The following is an 18,776-nucleotide window of genomic DNA, read 5'->3' on the forward strand; positions in this document are numbered from 1 at the left end:
CTGAGCGTTGCTATTCAGTCATAGTATCATTGGGATCAATAATAACAAATCTAACAATCTGTGTAATAATATCTGTTAGGAATCATCTTATTGGCCATGTCTTCATATTACGTTGCTATAGTTAATTAACATTAGCCTATTTTTTAAAGGCGGCAGAATGAATAATCCATCAACGCGCTTTCATGCAGTGGTACCGCCAGAAACACAGGATGATCTGCTGGCCCTCAGCCACGCTTTCTCATTGCCAAAATTAAGTTATATCGATATTTCGCGTCAGGAGCGTTTAACGCAGATGATGACGCGCTGGCCGCTGCTGGCCGAATTTGTGCAGACCGCAGGGAGTCACTAGTTTATGCCAGTGATTGCGCTGCAGGGTTTGCGAGGCGGGATGGGCGCAACGTCGGTTACCGCGGCGCTAGCATGGGCATTGCAGCAACTGGGCGAGTCGGTGCTGGCGATTGATTTTGCGCCGGATAACCTGTTGCGCCTGCATTTTAATACGCCGTTTGAGTTGGCTCGCGGCTGGGCCAGAGCGGAACAGGATGGTGGCGATTGGCAACAGGGTGCGATGCACTACTGCGAAAATATCGACTTTCTGCCCTTTGGTCGACTCACTGCGCTGGAACGGTTAAATTTACAACAATACTGCCGGCAACACCCCACCCGCTGGCAGGACAATCTGGCGCAGCTAAGTGCCAGTGCGCAGTACAACTGGATTTTGCTGGATTTACCGGCGGATGATCAGGTGTTGGCCGCGCAGGCGCTGCCGCTGGCGGACAGTATCTTTATGTTGATAGCTCCGGACGCTAACTGCCAGGTACGCTTACATCAACAGGCTCTGCCGGACGGTTGCCGTTTCCTGATTAACCACTATTTCGCTGCCAGCCAGCTCCAGCAAGACTTGCATCAGCTGTGGTTACAAACGCTGGGCGGGTTGTTGCCGGTGGTTATCCACCGCGATGAGGCCATGGCCGAGGCGCTGGCGGTAAAGCAGCCGTTGGGCGAGTACCGACCGGAAAGTCTGGCCGCCGACGAAGTGTTGACGCTGGCTAACTGGTGTCTGATCAATCTGAAGGATACGACGCCATGAGCCGGGTAATGAGCCTGCTGCTGGTGCCGCCTGTTCAACAGGCAGTGCAGGCGCGTTATCGTGCCTACCGTCGCCATGGCTCATCGGCATTTACCGCCTTTTTCACCACACTGTTGGTGGCTCTCGGCTGGTTTTTTCTGCGTTTTGAATCGCCGGGCTGGCAACGCTTGCGGGCTTCCCGCGCCTATTGGTTCCCGCATATTTCGTTTAGCCGCCCACGGCCGGCGGATGTGTTGCGTTATCTGGTGCAGGGAGTGTGGCTGCTGGTGTTTCGCACCGATCGCGCCCCAGTGGACTATCCGCGTTTCGCCGGTTGGCAGCGCCTGCAATTACGGTATTCCAATTGGCTGAAAACCCTCCCTCAACGGTTGGAAAGCGCCGGGCTGGAGCAGCGCTCGGTGAAGCAACTGAGCGGAATGAGCCGGCGGATGCGCCGCGTGCTGTTTATTATTGTCGGCGTGTTGGCGGCGATCCTGGCTATCTTGTGTATTTCACAGCCGTTCGACCTGCCTGCGCAGTTCGTGTTTGTGCTGTTGCTGTGGGGCATCGCCATGGTGGTGCGCCGGGTGCCGGGGCGTCTGCCGGCGCTGATGTTGATCGTGCTGTCGCTGACGGTGTCCTGCCGCTACCTGTGGTGGCGCTACACCGCGACGTTGAACTGGGACGATCCGCTCAGCCTGACCTGCGGCCTGTTGTTATTAGTGGCGGAAACCTATGCCTGGGTGGTGTTGGTGCTGGGTTATTTCCAGACCGTCTGGCCGCTTAACCGCCAGCCGGTACCGATGCCCGCCGACAGCACGACCTGGCCGACCATCGATCTGCTGGTCCCGACCTACAATGAGGACTTGGGGGTCGTGAAGCCCACTATCTATGCCGCGTTGGGTATCGACTGGCCGAAAGAGAAGGTCACCATTTATATTCTCGACGACGGCAACCGGCCTGAGTTCAAGGCCTTTGCCGAAGAGGTGGGGGTGAAATATATTGCCCGGCCAACCCATGAGCACGCCAAGGCCGGTAACATCAATAACGCGTTGAAGCAGGCGACCGGTGAGTTTGTGGCGATTTTCGACTGCGACCACGTGCCGACGCGCTCTTTCCTGCAATTGACCATGGGTTGGTTCTTCAAAGACAAAAAGCTGGCGATGCTGCAAACTCCGCATCACTTCTTCTCACCGGATCCGTTTGAACGCAACCTCGGGCGTTTTCGTCAGACGCCGAACGAAGGCACGCTGTTCTATGGTCTGGTGCAGGATGGCAACGATATGTGGGACGCGACCTTTTTCTGCGGCTCCTGCGCTATTTTGCGCCGTAGTGCGCTGGATGAAATCGGGGGGATTGCGGTGGAAACCGTCACCGAAGATGCCCACACCTCGCTACGTTTGCATCGTCGCGGGCATACCTCGGCGTATATCCGTATCCCGCAGGCAGCGGGGCTGGCGACCGAAAGCCTGTCGGCGCACATTGGCCAGCGTATTCGCTGGGCGCGGGGCATGGTGCAGATTTTCCGGTTGGATAACCCGTTGTTTGGCAAGGGGCTGAAATTGGCGCAGCGGTTGTGTTACGCCAACGCCATGCTGCACTTCCTGTCCGGTATTCCGCGGTTGATCTTCCTCACCGCGCCTTTGGCCTTCCTGCTGCTGCACGCCTATATCATCTTTGCTCCGGCGCTGGCGATCGCGCTGTACGTGTTGCCGCATATGATCCACGCCAGCCTGACCAACTCGCGCATTCAGGGTAAATATCGCCACTCTTTCTGGAGTGAGATCTACGAGACGGTGCTGGCCTGGTACATCGCCCGGCCAACCACGGTGGCGCTGTTTAATCCGCACAAGGGCAAATTCAACGTGACCGCCAAAGGCGGGCTGGTGGAAGAGGAGCATGTCGACTGGGTGATTACCCGGCCCTATATGTTCCTGGTGATATTGAACCTGGCCGGGTTGGTGTTCGGCGTCTGGCGCTTGGGCTACGGTCCGGCGGATGAAGTGATGACGGTGATCATCAGCCTGGTGTGGGTGTTGTACAACATGACTATCCTCGGTGGTGCGGTGGCGGTGGCGGTCGAAGCCAAACAAGTCCGCCAGGCACACCGGGTGGAGATTGCCATGCCGGCGGCCATTGCTCGCGCCGACGGCCATCTGTTCCCCTGCACGCTGCGTGATTATTCCGACGGCGGGGTGGGGATTGAAATGCGTGTGACGGACGCCTTGAAAGACGGTGACAAGGTGTCGCTGCTGCTCAAGCGCGGTCAGCAGGAATACAGTTTCCCCTGTGTGGTGACGCGCGCCTTCGGCAGCAAAGTGGGCATCCGTTTGGTTGGCCTTAGCACCCGTGAACATATTGATTTTATTCAGTGTACCTTTGCCCGCGCCGATACCTGGGCGCTGTGGCAGGACGGCTTCCCTGAAGATAAACCGATCGAAAGCCTGCGCGACGTTCTGGCGCTGGGCTTCCGGGGTTATATACGTATGGCGGATTACGCACCGCCGTTGGTGCGCCGCTTGCTGGTTGGAACCACGACGCTGATTGCATGGATGGTGTCATTTATCCCGCACGGTGTCGGCAGGGCTCCGGCCTTCAGCCAAAAAGAGACAGTGGTATAGGCAAACCGCCCGCTTACTCGCCTGGCCCCCAGGCTCTAACATTGATGATGATACGATGACGAGAAAAATAACCTGGTTTACCGCCCTGGCCTTAGGCATCAGCACCCTGTCTCAGGCTGAAACCGCCACCGCACCGACCGTTGCCGCACAACCGCCGCTGGCGGTGCCTGCCGATGCTGCGGTCACGACACCCATGGGATCGGTCGCGCCGCAGGATCCGAATGCGCCGGTGCGAGACGTGCAATTGCCGTTTGCCAAAATTGCGCCGCCGCCGGGCACCTTTACCCTGCGCGGTACCCGGCCGGATGGTCAGGTTGAGTTTGGCGTGCGCAGCGATGAAGTGGTGTCGCAGGCGATGCTCGACCTGGAGTTCACCCCGTCACCTTCACTGATCCCGGTGGAGTCGCACGTCAAGGTGTACCTCAATGACGAACTGATGGGCGTGACCACCCTCGCCAAAGAGCAGCTCGGCAAACCCAATCGCATCCAGATGGCGATCGATCCACGCTATATCACCGATTTTAACCGTGTGCGGCTGGAGTTCGTCGGTCATTACCAGAATATTTGTGAAAACCCGGCCAGTACCACGTTGTGGCTCGAAGTCAGCAAGTCCAGCTCGTTGAATTTGCGCTACCAGACTCTGCCGGTGAAGAACGAACTGTCGCATTTCCCGGAACCTTTCTTCGACAGCCGCGACAACCGGCCGCTGACCCTGCCCATGGTGTTTGCCGGCCAACCGGATGTCACCCAGCAGCGGGCTGCGGGCATTCTGGCCTCGTGGTTCGGCAGCAAGGCGCAGTGGCGCGGTCAGTCTTTCCCCGCGTTATATAACAAGCTGCCGGAACGGCACGCCATCGTCTTTGCCACCAACAAGCAACGCCCGGACTTCCTGCGCGACTATCCGCCGGTCAATGGACCGACGGTGGAGATGATCAGCCATCCGGACAATCCGTACATCAAACTGCTGCTGGTACAGGGCCGCGATGACAACGATTTGATCACCGCAGTCAAAGGCATTGCGCAGGGCAACATCCTGTTCCGCGGCCAGAACGTCACGGTGGACAAGGTTGAACAACTGGCGCCGCGCCAGCCGTATGACGCGCCTAACTGGGTGCGAACCGACAGGGCGATGACCTTTGCCGAACTGCAGCAGTACGCTGAGCAACTGCAGACCAGCGGCATCCAGCCTGGCCCGATCTCGCTGACCATGAATCTGCCGCCGGACCTGTTCCTGATCCGCAGTACCGGCATTGATATGCATCTGAAATATCGCTACACCGCGCCGCGCATTCAGGACGGCTCGCGCCTGAGCGTCAGCCTGAACAACCAGTTTGTGCAGGCCTATTCGCTGGTGCCGGAGCATGAGCAGGGCACTCAATTGTTGCGCTTGCCGCTGACCCAGGGGCTGGTCGATTCGGACAAGAGCGTCAATATCCCGGCGCTGCGGCTGGGGGCCACCAACCAACTGCGTTTCGACTTTGACTACACCACCTTGCTGGCCAGCGGGGCCGAAGGGCGCTGTGAAACCTACTCCTTTACCGCCAACCATGCGGTGATCGACGGTGCATCGACCATTGATTTCTCCGGCTATCGTCACTTTATGGCAATGCCGGATCTGCGTGCTTTTGCCAACGCCGGTTTCCCGTTCAGCCGCCTGGCCGATTTGTCGCAGACCCTGGTGCTGGTGAATAAACAGCCGCAGCCACCGCAGGTCAGCGCATTGCTGAACGCGATGGGCGTTATTGGCGCCCAAACCGGTTACCCGGCGCTGGCGATGACGGTGAGCGATGACTGGTCACAGGCCAAGGATCGCGACGCCGATATTTTGATGATCGGCACAATTCCACCGGAACTGCGGGACGACAAAAAAATCAACCTGTTGGTCGATGCCACCCAGAGCTGGGTGAAACAACCGACACGGCAGTTGCCGCTGCCGGCCATGGACGTGCTGGCGGAGGACACCAGGGCGGACAGCAAAACCACCATCAGTTCAGAAGGGGCGATGTCGGCGATTGTCGGCGTGCAGTCACCGTTTAACAGCCAGCGCAGTATTGTGGCGTTGCTGGCCGATAGCCCGCGTGGTTACGACTTGCTGAACAATGCGCTGCTGGACAGCGGCAAGCGGGCGGCGGTGTTCGGTTCGGTGGCGGTGATCCGGGAATCGGGGGTGAACAGCCTGCGTGTGGGCGACGTTTACTATGTTGGCCACCTGCCGTGGTGGGAACGCGTCTGGCATATGCTGTCGACCCATCCGGTGCTGCTGGCGGTGATTGCGGTAGTGGTGGTGGTGGTACTGGCGCTGATGCTGTGGCGTGGCCTGAAGGCCATCAGTCGTCGCCGCCTGTCGCCTGAAGATCGGGATTAGTCGCTATGCCTGCGACGTTGAAACGTCTGACATTCGGCATGCTGCTGCTGTGCTCATTCGGCGCAGTAGCGGCCTGCGAGTGGCCGGCCTGGCAACAGTACAAACAGTTTTATATCAGCGAGCAGGGGCGGGTGATCGACCCAAGCAGTCCAAACCGCATTACCACCTCGGAAGGCCAGAGTTACGGTTTGTTTTTTGCTCTGGTGGCCAATGACCGACCGGCATTCGACCAGTTGCTGACATGGACGGAGAATAATCTGGCGGCGGGCGATCTCAGCGCCCATTTGCCGGCCTGGTTATGGGGTGAAGACGATAAAAAGCAGTGGACGGTGCTGGACAGCAATTCGGCCTCCGATGCCGATCTGTGGATTGCCTACAACCTGCTGGAAGCCGGTCGCCTGTGGCAGAGCCGGCGCTATCAAACCCTCGGTACCTTGCTGTTGCAGCGTATTGCTCGTGAAGAAGTGGCGGACATCCCCGGTCTGGGGCTGATGCTGTTACCGGGTAAGGTGGGGTTTGTGGCGGAAGATCGCTGGCGGCTCAACCCGAGCTACCTGCCGCCGCAGCTGCTGGCACGTTTTGCCGCGTTGAACGGCCCATGGCGTGCGATGCAGCAAACCAATCAGCGGCTATGGCTGGAAACGGCCCCTCACGGCTTCTCGCCGGACTGGGTGGTGTGGCAGGTCGGCAAAGGCTGGCAGCCGGACACCGTCAAGCCGAACATCGGCAGCTATGACGCCATCCGGGTTTATTTGTGGGCCGGTATGCTGGCAGACGACGATCAACACAAGGCGGCGCTGCTCAAGCAGTTGCAACCTATGGCGCAGCTCACCGTTCAACAGGGCGTGCCACCGGAGAAAACCGACACCGCCAGCGGCAAAACCATGGGTGACGGGCCGGTGGGCTTTTCTGCCTCGATGTTGCCGATGCTGGCGAATCAACCCGAGGCGTTGCAGGTGCAGCGCCAACGCATTAAGCAAAACCCGCCGGGCGACAAAGCCTATTTCAGCGCCTCGCTGGCGCTGTTCGGCCAGGGATGGGATCAACAACGTTATCGTTTTAATCGGCAGGGTGAACTACAACCCTCCTGGGGCGGCCAATGCGTAACTTCCGAATAAACTGGCTGGGGCTGCTGCCTTTAAGTCTGGCGATATTGCCACAGGCGCAAGGGGCAGAAACCGTCGCGCCGGAGCAGTGGCTGCTGGAGCAGGTGCGCGTTGGTGAGGCCGGCAACAAAGATGAGCTGGTTCGCCAATCACTCTACCGGCTTGAACTGATGGATCCGAACAACCCGGAAGTGATTTCAGCGCGTATGCGGCTGGCGTTACGTCAGGGTAATCAGGCGTTGGCGCAGCAGCAGCTGGATAAGCTGAAAAAGATAGCGCCGCAGTCCAGCGCCTATCGCCAGGCGGAAATGAACATGTTGCTGACCCAGCCGGAGACCCGTCAAAAGCTACAGCAGGCGCGGCTGATGGCGACCGCCGGTCGTTTGCCGGAGGCGAAAGCGCAATATGATGCCCTGTTCCACGGGGATCCGCCGACCCTTGAACTGGCGGTGGAGTACTGGCGGCTGGTCGCGCGGCTGCCGGGGCAGGAAGCCGCCGCAATGAAACAACTGCAGAAGTTGGATCAACAATATTCCGGCAACGTGCCGTTGCGCTTGTCGTTGGCGCGGATGCTATTTAGCCAGGATCGTGACGCGCAGGCTTACGATTTACTGCAGAAAGTGGCGGCCGAACCCGCAGGGCGCGGGGATGCTGCCGATCTCTGGCTGGAGAAAGTGAAAGCCATGCCGGTCAGCCCGCAAAGCGTGGCGGCCCTTAACCGTTTTCTCGGGGTCTTTGAAACCGGCGATCAGGCGGTCAGCGCCCGGCAAGAGCTGGCCCGGCAACAGGCATTGCTGGCGGATCCTGCCTATCAGGCACGGGTACGCGGTTTGGCGCAGGTAGATAAAGGCGGTAGCCGCGCGGCCATTCCTGAACTCAGGAAAGCGCTGGCGGCTTCCCCCAATGATGCCGAAGTGCTGGGGGCGCTCGGGCAGGCTTACTCGCGCGCAGGTAATCGTCCGCAGGCCTTGAGCCTGTTCCGCCAGGCCTTGCAGGCCGATAAAAGCGGTTATGGCAGCAGTAAATGGCAGAGTCTGATCAAGAGCAACAGCTACTGGCTGGCGGTCGACGAAGGTGACAAGGCGTTGAAGGCCGGTAATCTGGCGCTGGCGCAGCAAAAATACCAGCAGGCGCGGCAGTTCGACAACACGGACAGCAGCGCAGTGATTGGGCTGGGTGACGTTGCGGTGGCACGTAAAGATGACACTGCCGCCGAACGCTTTTATCAACAGGCGTTACGGTTGGATCCGGGCAGCGGCAGTGCGGTGCGTGGCCTGGTGAATATCTATCAGCGTCAGTCGCCGGAAAAGGCGCTGGCCTATCTCAACAGTCTGCCGCGCAGTCAGCAAAACAAAATGCGCAGCACGCTCGAAGGCTTGCAGCTCGATATGCTCAAGCAGCAGGCCGATCAGTTGGTTCAGCAGCAGCAGTGGCATCAGGCGGCGGAAAAATACCGCCGTGCCCAGCAGATGGACCCCGATGACGTCTGGTTGACCTACCACTATGCGCAAACGCTGCGTCAGGCTGGGCAGCCACAGCAGGCGGATGCCCTGTTCGCTCGGCTGGCGCAAAAACAGCGTGGCAACCCGCAGTTGGCCTATGCCTATGCGCTGTATCTCTCCGGCAGCGATCGCGACCCGCAGGCGCTGGCACAGTTGAATGCTTTGCCTACTGCACAGTGGAACGACAATATGCGCGAACTGGCGCAGCGTTTGAAAATGCAGGCGACGCTGGACCATGCCGAGCAGTTACGCGCTGCAGGCGACGAGCCGGGGGCGGTGGCTTACCTGCACCGGCAACCGGCGGATACCCGTATCGACCTCCAGTTGGCCGACTGGGCGCTGGCGCGCGGCGATTATGACGCCGCATTGGCGGACTATCAGCGCGTGCGGACACGCGAGCCCAATAACCCGGATGCGCGGCTGGGCGAAATCGAGGCCTACGTGGCACAGGGCAAGTTGAGCGAGGCCCGCCAGCAGCTGCAAACCAAAACGCCGGAACTGACGCCTTCAGGCAACAGCGAACGGCGGGAAGCTAACGCCTGGTATGCCGTTGGTGAACCGCAAAAAGCCACCGATATCTTTACCCGGCTGAAAACTGCAGCTCAGCCAGAGCCGGCAAGCCAGTCGAAGGCGCTGATTTACCGCGATGCGGCGCGGCTCGAGCGCGACCAGTTACAACCGGTGCTGGCGCAACAAGATTACAAACAGGCGATGGTGGCCAGCGGCATTGCACCGAGCGTGCCGCAGGATAACGACAGCTACACCTATTTGACGCGCAATAACCCAGGTGACGACTGGCTCAGGCGCGGTATCCGCTCGGACGCAGCGGATTTGTACCGTCAGCAGGACGTTAACGTCACGCTCGATCACGATTATTGGGGCTCGAGCGGTACCGGCGGTATCTCAGATTACAAAGCGCACGACACCATGCTGCAGGTGGATATGCCGTTGTACGACGGGCGGGCATTTTTCCGTTCCGATACCGTGCAGTTGGATGCCGGCAGTTTCTCCACCGACGGTAGCGGCAAATATTACGAGACCTTTGGCACCTGTAATACTCAGGGGTGTAGCGGCGACGAACATCAAAAAACCACCGGCACCAGCGTGGCGGTCGGTTGGCAGAACGATCGCTGGTCAGGGGACATCGGTACCACGCCGATGGGCTTCGAAGTGGTCGACTGGGTCGGCGGGCTGGCCTACAGCAATGACTGGAACCACATTGGCTGGACGTTGGCGGCTTCGCGTCGACCGGTTTCCAGCTCATTGCTGGCGTTTGGCGGCACCAAAGATCCGAACACCGGCACCACCTGGGGCGGCGTTCGCGCCACCGGGGTCAGCCTGAGCGGTAGCTACGATCGTGGCGAGGCTCATGGCGTCTGGGCCGATCTCAGCGCACATCAGTTGACCGGTAAAAACGTTGAGGATAACCAACGTGAACGCTTTATGGCCGGTTATTATTACAAGCTGATCAATGAAGATAATCGCCGCGTCACCGTCGGGCTCAACACCATGCTGTGGCACTATCAGAAGGATTTGAGTGGTTACTCGCTCGGGCAGGGGGGCTATTACAGTCCGCAGCAATATATGTCGTTGGCGGTGCCGGTCAATTATCGCCAACGGACCGAGAACTGGTCATGGGAGCTGGGTGGGTCGGTATCGCTGTCCCATTCGAAAACCAAAAGTCAGCAACGTTATCCGCTGCAAGGTTTGATCCCGGACTCGCTGCCGGACAAGTTTGCGGTAGAGGACGGCAGTTCCTCTTCCGGTGTCGGTTATACCCTGCGGGCTATTGTCGAGCGACGCCTCAGTTCGCACTGGACGCTGGGTGCCGGACTGGATATCCAGCAGGCGAAAGACTACACGCCAAGCCACGCATTGATTTATCTGCGCTATTCGATGGCCGGTTGGCAAGGCGACCTGGATTTACCGCCGCAGCCGCTGACGCCATACGCCGATTTCAAGTAACCCAACTCAGGTAGATTCAGAGTGTCGGCACAGGGTAGTTTTGCTACCCTGTGCTTATTCCCATTAGGAAAAGACTGAAACCCGCGGTTTTCTTGGTTTTGTCCTGGGTATGGCAAGATAAAAACAGCTAACGATCGAGTATACTCAGACCGGTCCGAGGGATGGGTATTATTCATCCCTTTTTTATTTCAGCCCGAATTAGCGGAGAGCAGGTTTGCGGGTCAGGCGTTCATTAACGATTAAACAGATGGCAACGGTTTCCGGCGTGGCGCTGGTGACAATCTGTATCTTTATCGTGATCCAGTTATTCCATTTTGTGCAGCAGCGCAGGGATGACTATGCCCAGCAACTGGAAAATATTGCTCATTCCGTACGCCAGCCGCTGGCGGAGGCCGTGCTGCGCATGGATGTGCCGGAAACCAAGCGGGTGCTGAACACCCTGCTGCCGGTAGGTATTCTGAGCCGGGCGGATATCGTACTGCCGAACGAATTCCAGGCATTGCACGCTAATTTCCCGCCAGAACGTCCGGTGCCGACGCTGATTGCTCGCCTGTTCGAGCTGCCAATCCAGATTTCCGTGCCGCTCTATTCGCTGGAGCGCGTGCCGGCCAACCCGCAGCCATTGGCTTATCTGGTGCTACAGGCCGATTCGTTCCGCATGTACCAATTCATTCTCAGCATTCTGTCGACCATGTTATCGACTTATTTGCTGCTGGCGCTGATCCTGTCGGTCTCTATCAGCTGGTGTATGAACCGGCTGATGGTGCATCCGTTGCGCGCGATGGCCAAAGAGCTGGAAAATATTTCCCAGGAAGAAGCGCCATACCATCAACTGATGCTGCCGGTACTGCACCAGGACGATGAGCTGGGGCTGTTGGTGCGCAACTACAACCGCAATCAGCAGCGGCTGGCCAAAGCCTATGCCGAAATGAGCCGCATGAGCACCCATCATCCGGTCACCGAGCTGCCAAATCAGGCGCTGTTTACTGCCCTGCTGGAGCAGCATATTGCTTCCAGCCTGCGGCCTGAGCGTTTTAATTTGCTGGTTATCGGCATTGAAACCCTGCATGAAGCCTCCGGTGTGCTCAATCCGGCCATGCGCGAAGCGCTGCTGTTGACGCTGGTGAAGAAGTTGCGTGAGTGCATCGATGAAAACGGCGTGCTGGCGCAGTTGAGCAAAACCGAGTTTGCCATTTTGGCCAAAGGTGTTGAGCGGCCGTTCCACGCCATGCAATTGGCGCGTCGGATCATGGCACAGATTAATGCGCCGCTGAGCCTGCAGGATATGCCGCTGCGACCCAACGCCAGCATCGGTATTGCCCATTATCTTAATCCGGGGGAAAGTGCGGAACAGCTACTGCGCAGTGCCACCTCGGCGATGATGTCGGCGCATCGTGAAGGTAAAAATCAGGTGTTTTTCTTCGAACCCAGCCTGACGGAGCGTACGCAGAAACGACTGACGCAGGAAAGTGAAATCCTGCAAGCCATCGAGCAGCGCCGCTTCACCCTGTTTTTGCAGCCGCAGGTCGATATGCAATCCAACGCGGTGATCGGTGCCGAGGCCCTGCTGCGCTGGCAGCAGTATGATGGCAGCTTTACCCTGCCGGCCGAGGTTATTCCATTAGCCGAGGAGCTGGGTGTGATTGTGCCGCTCGGCAACTGGGTGCTGGAAGAGGCTTGCCTGATCCTGGCTGATTGGCAGGCGCGAGGCATTACGCTGCCGCTGGCGGTCAATGTGTCACCGATCCAGATGAAGCATGAAGATTTTATTCCACACCTGAAGAGCCTGCTGGCGCAGTATCAGATTGATCCGCGCAAGCTGTTGCTGGAAATTACCGAAACGGTGCGTATTGACGATCTCGATCGTGCGCTGGCGCTGTTGCGGGAGTTGCACGATTTGGGTCTTTCCATCGCGCTGGATGATTTTGGCATGGGGTATTCCAGTCTTAATTACCTCAACCGATTGAAGTGCCTGCCGATCGATTTGATTAAAATCGACAAGAGCTTTATTCAGGGTCTGCCGACGGACGACGCTATGGTGCGTATTGTCAGTTCGATTTCTGAGGTGCTGGCGTTGCCAGTGATGGCCGAAGGCGTCGAAAATGCCGAGCAGCGTGATTGGCTGCTACAGCACGGTATTCATAGCGGCCAGGGCTTCCTGTTTGCTCGTCCGTTACCGCGCAGTGAGTTTGAAGCCGAGTTCTGCCAGCCTCCGGCCTGACTTCCTCCTTTGCCTTTCTCCATGGGCGACATTCACGTCGCCCATTATTTCGTCCGAAAACCGCCAGTGCTACCTACCTCTTTCGCGTTAGTGCAAACAAAGGGTTACGCAATTTACAACCTTGCATTTGAGCTGGCGCGTTTCAGCTCTTAAATTCGTATCAACATGTATCTATTGGTGCAACAAATTATTTCCATGTTGTTAGGTGGGTGTTATTTTCCGCGCAAGCGATGAACAGGCGAGATAACTAGACTACCGCCTGGTGCGTGTCTTCCCCCCCAAAGGATGTTCATATGAAACTCACTATCTTTAAGAGCCTCTATTTTCAGGTGCTGACAGCGATTACGCTGGGCGTCCTGCTTGGCCATTTCTACCCTGACATTGGCGCGCAGATGAAACCTCTGGGCGATGGATTCGTCAAACTGATTAAAATGATCATCGCTCCGGTGATCTTCTGTACCGTGGTGACCGGTATCGCGGGTATGGAGAGCATGAAGGCCGTGGGCCGTACCGGTGCGATTGCACTGCTCTATTTTGAAATTGTCAGCACCATTGCGTTGCTGATTGGTTTGCTGATCGTCAACCTGGTACAACCGGGTGCCGGGATGAACATCGACCCCGGCACGCTGGATGCCAAAGCGGTGGCCGTCTACGCCGAACAAGCTCAGCAGCAAGGCATTATCCCATTCTTGCTGGACATCATCCCCGGTAGCGTGATCGGTGCCTTCGCCAGCGGCAATATTCTGCAGGTGCTGCTGTTTGCCGTGCTGTTCGGTTTTGCCCTGCATCGCCTGGGCGATAAGGGCCAACTGATCTTCAATGTGATTGAAAGCTTCTCCCGCGTGATCTTCGGCATCATCAATATGATTATGCGTCTGGCGCCGTTGGGGGCCTTTGGGGCCATGGCGTTCACCATAGGCAAGTACGGCGTGGGCTCGCTGCTGCAACTCGGTCAGTTGATCGCCTGCTTCTATCTCACCTGCGTTCTGTTCGTGGTGGTGGTGCTGGGCTCGATTGCCCGCGCCAACGGCTTTAGCATTTTCAAGTTTGTTCGCTATATAAGAGAAGAGTTGTTGATCGTGCTCGGGACCTCTTCTTCCGAGTCGGTACTGCCACGCATGCTCGACAAGATGGAAAAACTGGGCTGCAAAAAATCGGTGGTGGGTCTGGTTATTCCGACCGGCTATTCCTTTAACCTGGACGGCACCTCAATCTACCTGACCATGGCGGCGGTGTTTATCGCGCAGGCGACCAATACCCATATGGATATCATCCATCAGGTAACTCTGCTGGTGGTGCTGTTGCTGTCTTCGAAAGGGGCTGCAGGGGTGACCGGCAGTGGCTTTATCGTGCTGGCCGCCACTATTTCCGCCGTCGGTCATCTGCCGCTGGCCGGTCTGGCGCTGATTTTGGGCATCGACCGCTTTATGTCTGAAGCCCGCGCGCTGACCAACCTGGTCGGTAACGGTGTGGCCACGGTGGTGGTGGCAAAATGGTGTAAACAGCTGGATGAAAAACAGCTGCATGACACCCTGTCCAACAAGTCTGGAACAGGTGCCGATAAAACGCTGCCTTCAGCCTGATTTTATCCTCAAATCACCGGTTGCCACGGCAATCGGTGATGCTTTATCCCCCCGCGTAATGATTTCTTGCATTAAAAATTCGGTTATCCATTATTTTTCACACTAATGAGTGACATCCGCAAAGGCGCGCGGTCTAACTCGATGGTACACTTTCTGCTTTCCGCCCCACTGTGAAACTCAGGGCGTTTTGTTTGTAGGCTGTTGGTTGCAGCCTAATATTCCGGTGAATGGAATATCCGCATTTGCATAAAGAAATTGGATATACCCTATGAATTTCAAGTTGCAGCTAGGCGGCCAGCTCGCTCATCCTCAGGCGCTTACTTGAGTAAGTAACTGAGGTGAGCGAGTGCAGTTAACAACGCTGCAACTTGAAAGGCGACGGGTATAGTTATTAAGTAGGGGTTCACATGCAGGGCACCAGAATTCATCTCATCGCAGGTGGGCTGCTGTTGGCTGCAGCCAACAGCAGCGTGCAGGCTGAAGCACTACAACCCGATCCTGCCTGGCAGCAGGGGGCGTTGGCCAACGGGTTTTCATGGCAGATATTAGACACACCGCAGCGGCCGAGCGATCGCGTCGAACTGCGGCTGATGGTTAACACCGGCTCTTTAGTCGAGTCTTCACAGCAGATTGGCTTCGCCCATCTGTTGCCGCGCCTGTCGTTGGCGCGTAGCGAAAGCTTTACGCCCCCGCAACTGCGTTCACTGTGGCAACAAAGCGTAGACAGCGACCGGCCTTTGCCGCCGGCGATCAGTTCTTATGACTTCACCATTTATAATCTCAGTTTGCCGAATAACCGCCCAGACTTGCTGAAAGAAGCGCTGGCGTGGCTTTCCGATACCACCGGCAAGCTGGCGATCGACGAACATACGGTGCATGCGGTGGTCAACTCCAGCGTCGATCCGGTTGGCACTTTCCCACCGAATCCCAAAGATGCCTGGTGGCGCTATCGCCTGAAAGGCTCGACGATGCTGGCACACGATCCGGCCCAGCCTCCGAAGCGACCGGTGAATGTCGATCAACTGAAAAAATTCTACCAGCAGTGGTACACCCCTGACGCCATGACATTGTACGTGGTGGGTAAAGTAGACAGCCGCAGCCTGAGCGAGCAAATCAACAAAGCGTTCTCGCCGCTGCAAGGCAAGCGCGAAACGCCGGCCCTGATGCCAACGCTGACGCCATTGTCACCGCAGCCGGTCAGCCTGATCAGCGAGCAGGTGAAACAGGATACGCTGTCGATCATGTGGGATGCCCCCTGGCACCCGATCCGTGATTCGCAAAACCTGAGCCGCTATTGGCGTGGTGATATGGCGCGTGAAGCGTTGTTCTGGCATCTCCAGCAGGTGCTGGACAAGAGTGACCAGAAAAACCTGCATCTGGGCTTCGATTGCCGCGTGCAATACCAACGCGCCCAATGTGCCATCCATCTGGACACGCCAAACAATAACCTGAACAACAGCCTGGGCTTTATCGCCCGCGAGTTGGCAAACGTGCGTAATAACGGGTTGTCGCAAGACGAGTTTAACGCCCTGCTGGCACAGAAAAACGATCAACTCAGCAAGCTGTTTGCCACCTATGCCCGCACCGATACGGACGTGTTGATGAGCCAGCGCTTGCGCTCGCAACAGAGCGGCGTGGTGGATATCGCACCGGAGCAGTATCAAAAACTGCGTCAGGAGTTCCTGAGTGGATTGACGCTGGAAGCGCTGAACCAGGAGCTGAAACTTCAGCTTTCGCAAGATGCGACCCTGGTGTTGATGCAACCGAAAGGCGAGCCAGAGATGAGCATGAAGCAGTTACAGGAAACCTATAGCGGCATTATGTCCCCGGCACCTGCCGTGGTATCGGAAGAAGTCAAACCCACCGATACCGCTCCAGCGCCGGAGACCAGTGCACAGTAAGAATAGGGGGCGCAAGCCCCCCTCAATCAACTGCGGTACAGCACTTTGATGATGTGGTAGCCGAACTGGGTTTTCACCGGGCCATAGGGCTTGAGCAGCGGAATGCTGAACACCGCTTTATCGAAGGCTGCCACCATGGTGCCCTTGTTGAACTCGCCCAAAGAACCGCCATTGCGCTTTGATGGGCAAGTTGAATATTTGCGCGCTAGGGTGTCAAAGCTGACGCCGCGTTTAAGCTTGGCCAACAGTTCATCGGCCAGTTTCTCGTTATCTACCAGAATGTGCAGGGCGCACGCCGTCTTTGCCATGGTATTGCCTTTATCGATACAGAAATTGCGCTGATTATACCCGTTAAATCTCATCGGTGCTTTCTGCTACAATCCTCCTCCACGTTAAAAAGTCGAGCAAGAAAGCGCCATGCGATTAAACCCCAGCCAACAACAAGCCGTCGAATTCGTTACCGGGCCCTGCCTGGTGCTGGCCGGTGCAGGATCCGGCAAGACGCGCGTCATCACCAACAAAATCGCTCACCTGATCCACAACTGTGGTTATCAGGCGCGGCACATCGCCGCCGTGACCTTTACCAATAAGGCTGCGCGTGAGATGAAAGAGCGTGTGGCGCAAACCATGGGGCGTAAAGAAGCACGCGGGCTGATGATTTCCACTTTCCACACGCTGGGGCTGGAAATCATCAAACGTGAATATGTCGCGCTGGGGATGAAGTCCAACTTCTCACTTTTCGACGATCAGGATCAGCTGGCGCTGTTGAAAGAACTGACCGAGAAATGGCTGGAGAATGACAAAACGCTGGTGGCGCAGCTGATTTCCACCATCTCCAACTGGAAGAATGATCTGGTCGATCCCCAGAGGGCGATGGAACTGGCGCGTTCTGAACGCGACAAGCTGTTCGCGCATTGCTACGGCCTGTATCACGCGCATATGCGTGCCTGTAACGTGCTGGATTTCGACGATTTGATCCTGCTGCCGACCCTGCTATTGCAGCGCAATGAAGAAGTACGCGAACGCTGGCAGCAACGTATTCGCTACCTGTTGGTGGATGAATATCAGGACACCAACACCAGTCAGTACGAACTGGTGAAGCTGCTGGTGGGTAACCGCGCGCGTTTCACCGTGGTGGGGGACGACGATCAGTCGATTTATTCCTGGCGCGGTGCGCGTCCGCAGAACCTGGTGCTGTTGAAGGAAGACTTTCCGGCGCTGCAGGTGATTAAGCTGGAGCAGAATTACCGTTCCAGCGAGCGTATCCTGAAGGCGGCGAATATATTGATCGCCAATAACCCGCACGTGTTTGAAAAACGGCTGTTTTCCGAGCTGGGTTACGGTGAAGAACTGAAGGTGGTGACCGCCAATAATGAGGATCATGAGGCTGAGCGCGTTGTCGGGGAGCTGATTGCCCATCACTTCGTGAAGAAAACCAACTACGGCGATTATGCGATCCTTTATCGTGGTAACCATCAGTCACGGCTGTTTGAAAAAATGCTGATGCAAAACCGCATCCCTTACAAAATCTCCGGTGGCACCTCGTTTTTCTCGCGGCCGGAAATCAAGGACCTGCTGGCCTACCTGCGTGTTCTGACTAATCAGGATGATGACAGTGCGTTCCTGCGTATCGTCAACACGCCAAAGCGTGAGATTGGCCCGGCAACGCTGCAAAAACTGGGTGAATGGGCCAATCAACGTAACAAAAGCCTGTTCCGCGCCAGTTTCGATCTCGGCCTGAGCCAGCACCTGACCGGTCGTGGGTTAGAGTCGCTGCAACGCTTCACTCACTGGCTGGACGGGATTGCCCAACTGGCGGAGCGTGAACCGATAGCTGCGGTGCGCGATCTGATCCACGGCGTAGATTACGAAAGTTGGTTGTTTGAAACCTCACCCAGCCCGAAAGCCGCCGAAATGCGCATGAAAAACGTCAATACGCTGTTCGGCTGGATGACGGAAATGCTCGAAGGCAGCGAGCTGGATGAGCCAATGACGCTGACCCAGGTGGTGACACGCTTTACCCTGCGCGACATGATGGAACGCGGCGAAAGCGACGAGGAACTGGACCAGGTTCAGTTGATGACGTTGCACGCCTCCAAAGGGCTGGAGTTCCCTTATGTCTTCCTGGTGGGGATGGAAGAAGGGTTACTGCCGCATCAGAGCAGCATTGACGAGGATAACGTCGATGAAGAGCGACGTTTGGCCTATGTGGGGATCACCCGCGCCCAAAAAGAGCTGATTTTCACCCTGTGCCGCGAACGTCGCCAATATGGTGAACTGGTACGGCCGGAGCCAAGTCGTTTCTTGTTGGAGCTGCCGCAGGATGACCTGGCATGGGAAAGTGAACGTAAGGTGGTCAGTCCGCAAGAACGGATGCAAAAAGGTCAAAGCCATCTGGCGAATATTCGCGCCCAGTTGGCCAAGGCCAAAGGCGGAAGTTAAA

11 protein-coding genes are annotated in these 18,776 nt (G+C 57.1%); 10 read left to right on the top strand and 1 reads right to left on the bottom strand.

Translation table 11 applies throughout. The features are described 5' to 3' along the window. Positions 1-157: 157 nt before the first annotated feature. The 9 genes from bcsR (at position 158) to E5C26_RS00760 (ending at position 16,333) form a co-directional block, all read left to right on the top strand. The gene (gene bcsR, locus E5C26_RS00720; RefSeq protein ID WP_135314648.1) at positions 158-349 is read left to right on the top strand and encodes a cellulose biosynthesis protein BcsR; all 192 of its coding nucleotides are present in this window, start codon (positions 158-160) and stop codon (positions 347-349) included. 3 nt (positions 350-352) lie between these two features. Further along, entirely contained in the window at positions 353-1,090 is a 738-nt protein-coding gene (gene bcsQ / locus E5C26_RS00725; protein ID WP_135314649.1) for a cellulose biosynthesis protein BcsQ, read from the top strand. Beyond that, positions 1,087-3,690 (top strand): UDP-forming cellulose synthase catalytic subunit, encoded by a 2,604-nt coding sequence (bcsA, locus tag E5C26_RS00730; protein ID WP_135314749.1) that lies wholly within the window; start codon positions 1,087-1,089, stop codon positions 3,688-3,690. Before bcsQ ends, bcsA begins: the two co-directional genes overlap by 4 nt. Before the next feature lie 55 nt (positions 3,691-3,745). After that, a complete protein-coding gene (gene bcsB / locus E5C26_RS00735; protein ID WP_135314650.1) occupies positions 3,746-6,055 on the top strand; it encodes a cellulose biosynthesis cyclic di-GMP-binding regulatory protein BcsB in 2,310 nt (769 codons plus the stop codon). Between the two features lie 5 nt (positions 6,056-6,060). After that, on the top strand, positions 6,061-7,173 hold the full coding sequence (bcsZ, locus tag E5C26_RS00740) for a cellulose synthase complex periplasmic endoglucanase BcsZ (protein WP_135314651.1): 1,113 nt from the start codon (positions 6,061-6,063) through the stop codon (positions 7,171-7,173). Then, positions 7,155-10,628 carry a cellulose synthase complex outer membrane protein BcsC gene (gene bcsC / locus E5C26_RS00745; protein ID WP_135314652.1) on the top strand — a complete coding sequence of 1,158 codons (3,474 nt, stop codon included), beginning with the start codon at positions 7,155-7,157 and terminating at the stop codon, positions 10,626-10,628. The genes bcsZ and bcsC overlap by 19 nt, the downstream gene beginning before the upstream one ends. A gap of 214 nt (positions 10,629-10,842) precedes the next feature. Then, positions 10,843-12,849 carry a biofilm formation regulator HmsP gene (hmsP, locus tag E5C26_RS00750; RefSeq protein ID WP_135314653.1) on the top strand — a complete coding sequence of 669 codons (2,007 nt, stop codon included), beginning with the start codon at positions 10,843-10,845 and terminating at the stop codon, positions 12,847-12,849. Between the two features lie 293 nt (positions 12,850-13,142). Beyond that, entirely contained in the window at positions 13,143-14,432 is a 1,290-nt protein-coding gene (locus tag E5C26_RS00755) for a dicarboxylate/amino acid:cation symporter (RefSeq protein WP_135314654.1), read from the top strand. A gap of 407 nt (positions 14,433-14,839) precedes the next feature. After that, complete coding sequence (locus E5C26_RS00760; protein WP_135314655.1) at positions 14,840-16,333, top strand: M16 family metallopeptidase; 1,494 nt, start codon at positions 14,840-14,842, stop codon at positions 16,331-16,333. 26 nt (positions 16,334-16,359) lie between these two features. Here the strand turns inward: E5C26_RS00760 and ppiC are convergent, their stop codons facing one another. Continuing rightward, on the bottom strand, positions 16,360-16,641 hold the full coding sequence (gene ppiC / locus E5C26_RS00765) for a peptidylprolyl isomerase PpiC (RefSeq protein WP_017891252.1): 282 nt from the start codon (positions 16,639-16,641) through the stop codon (positions 16,360-16,362). Positions 16,642-16,750: 109 nt separating this feature from the next. Between ppiC and rep the strand changes: the two genes are divergently transcribed. Continuing rightward, complete coding sequence (gene rep / locus E5C26_RS00770; protein ID WP_135314656.1) at positions 16,751-18,775, top strand: DNA helicase Rep; 2,025 nt, start codon at positions 16,751-16,753, stop codon at positions 18,773-18,775. Position 18,776: the final 1 nt, after the last annotated feature.

Source organism: Serratia proteamaculans, assembly GCF_004684015.1.
In the GTDB taxonomy this organism is placed as follows: Bacteria; Pseudomonadota; Gammaproteobacteria; order Enterobacterales; family Enterobacteriaceae; genus Serratia; species Serratia proteamaculans_F.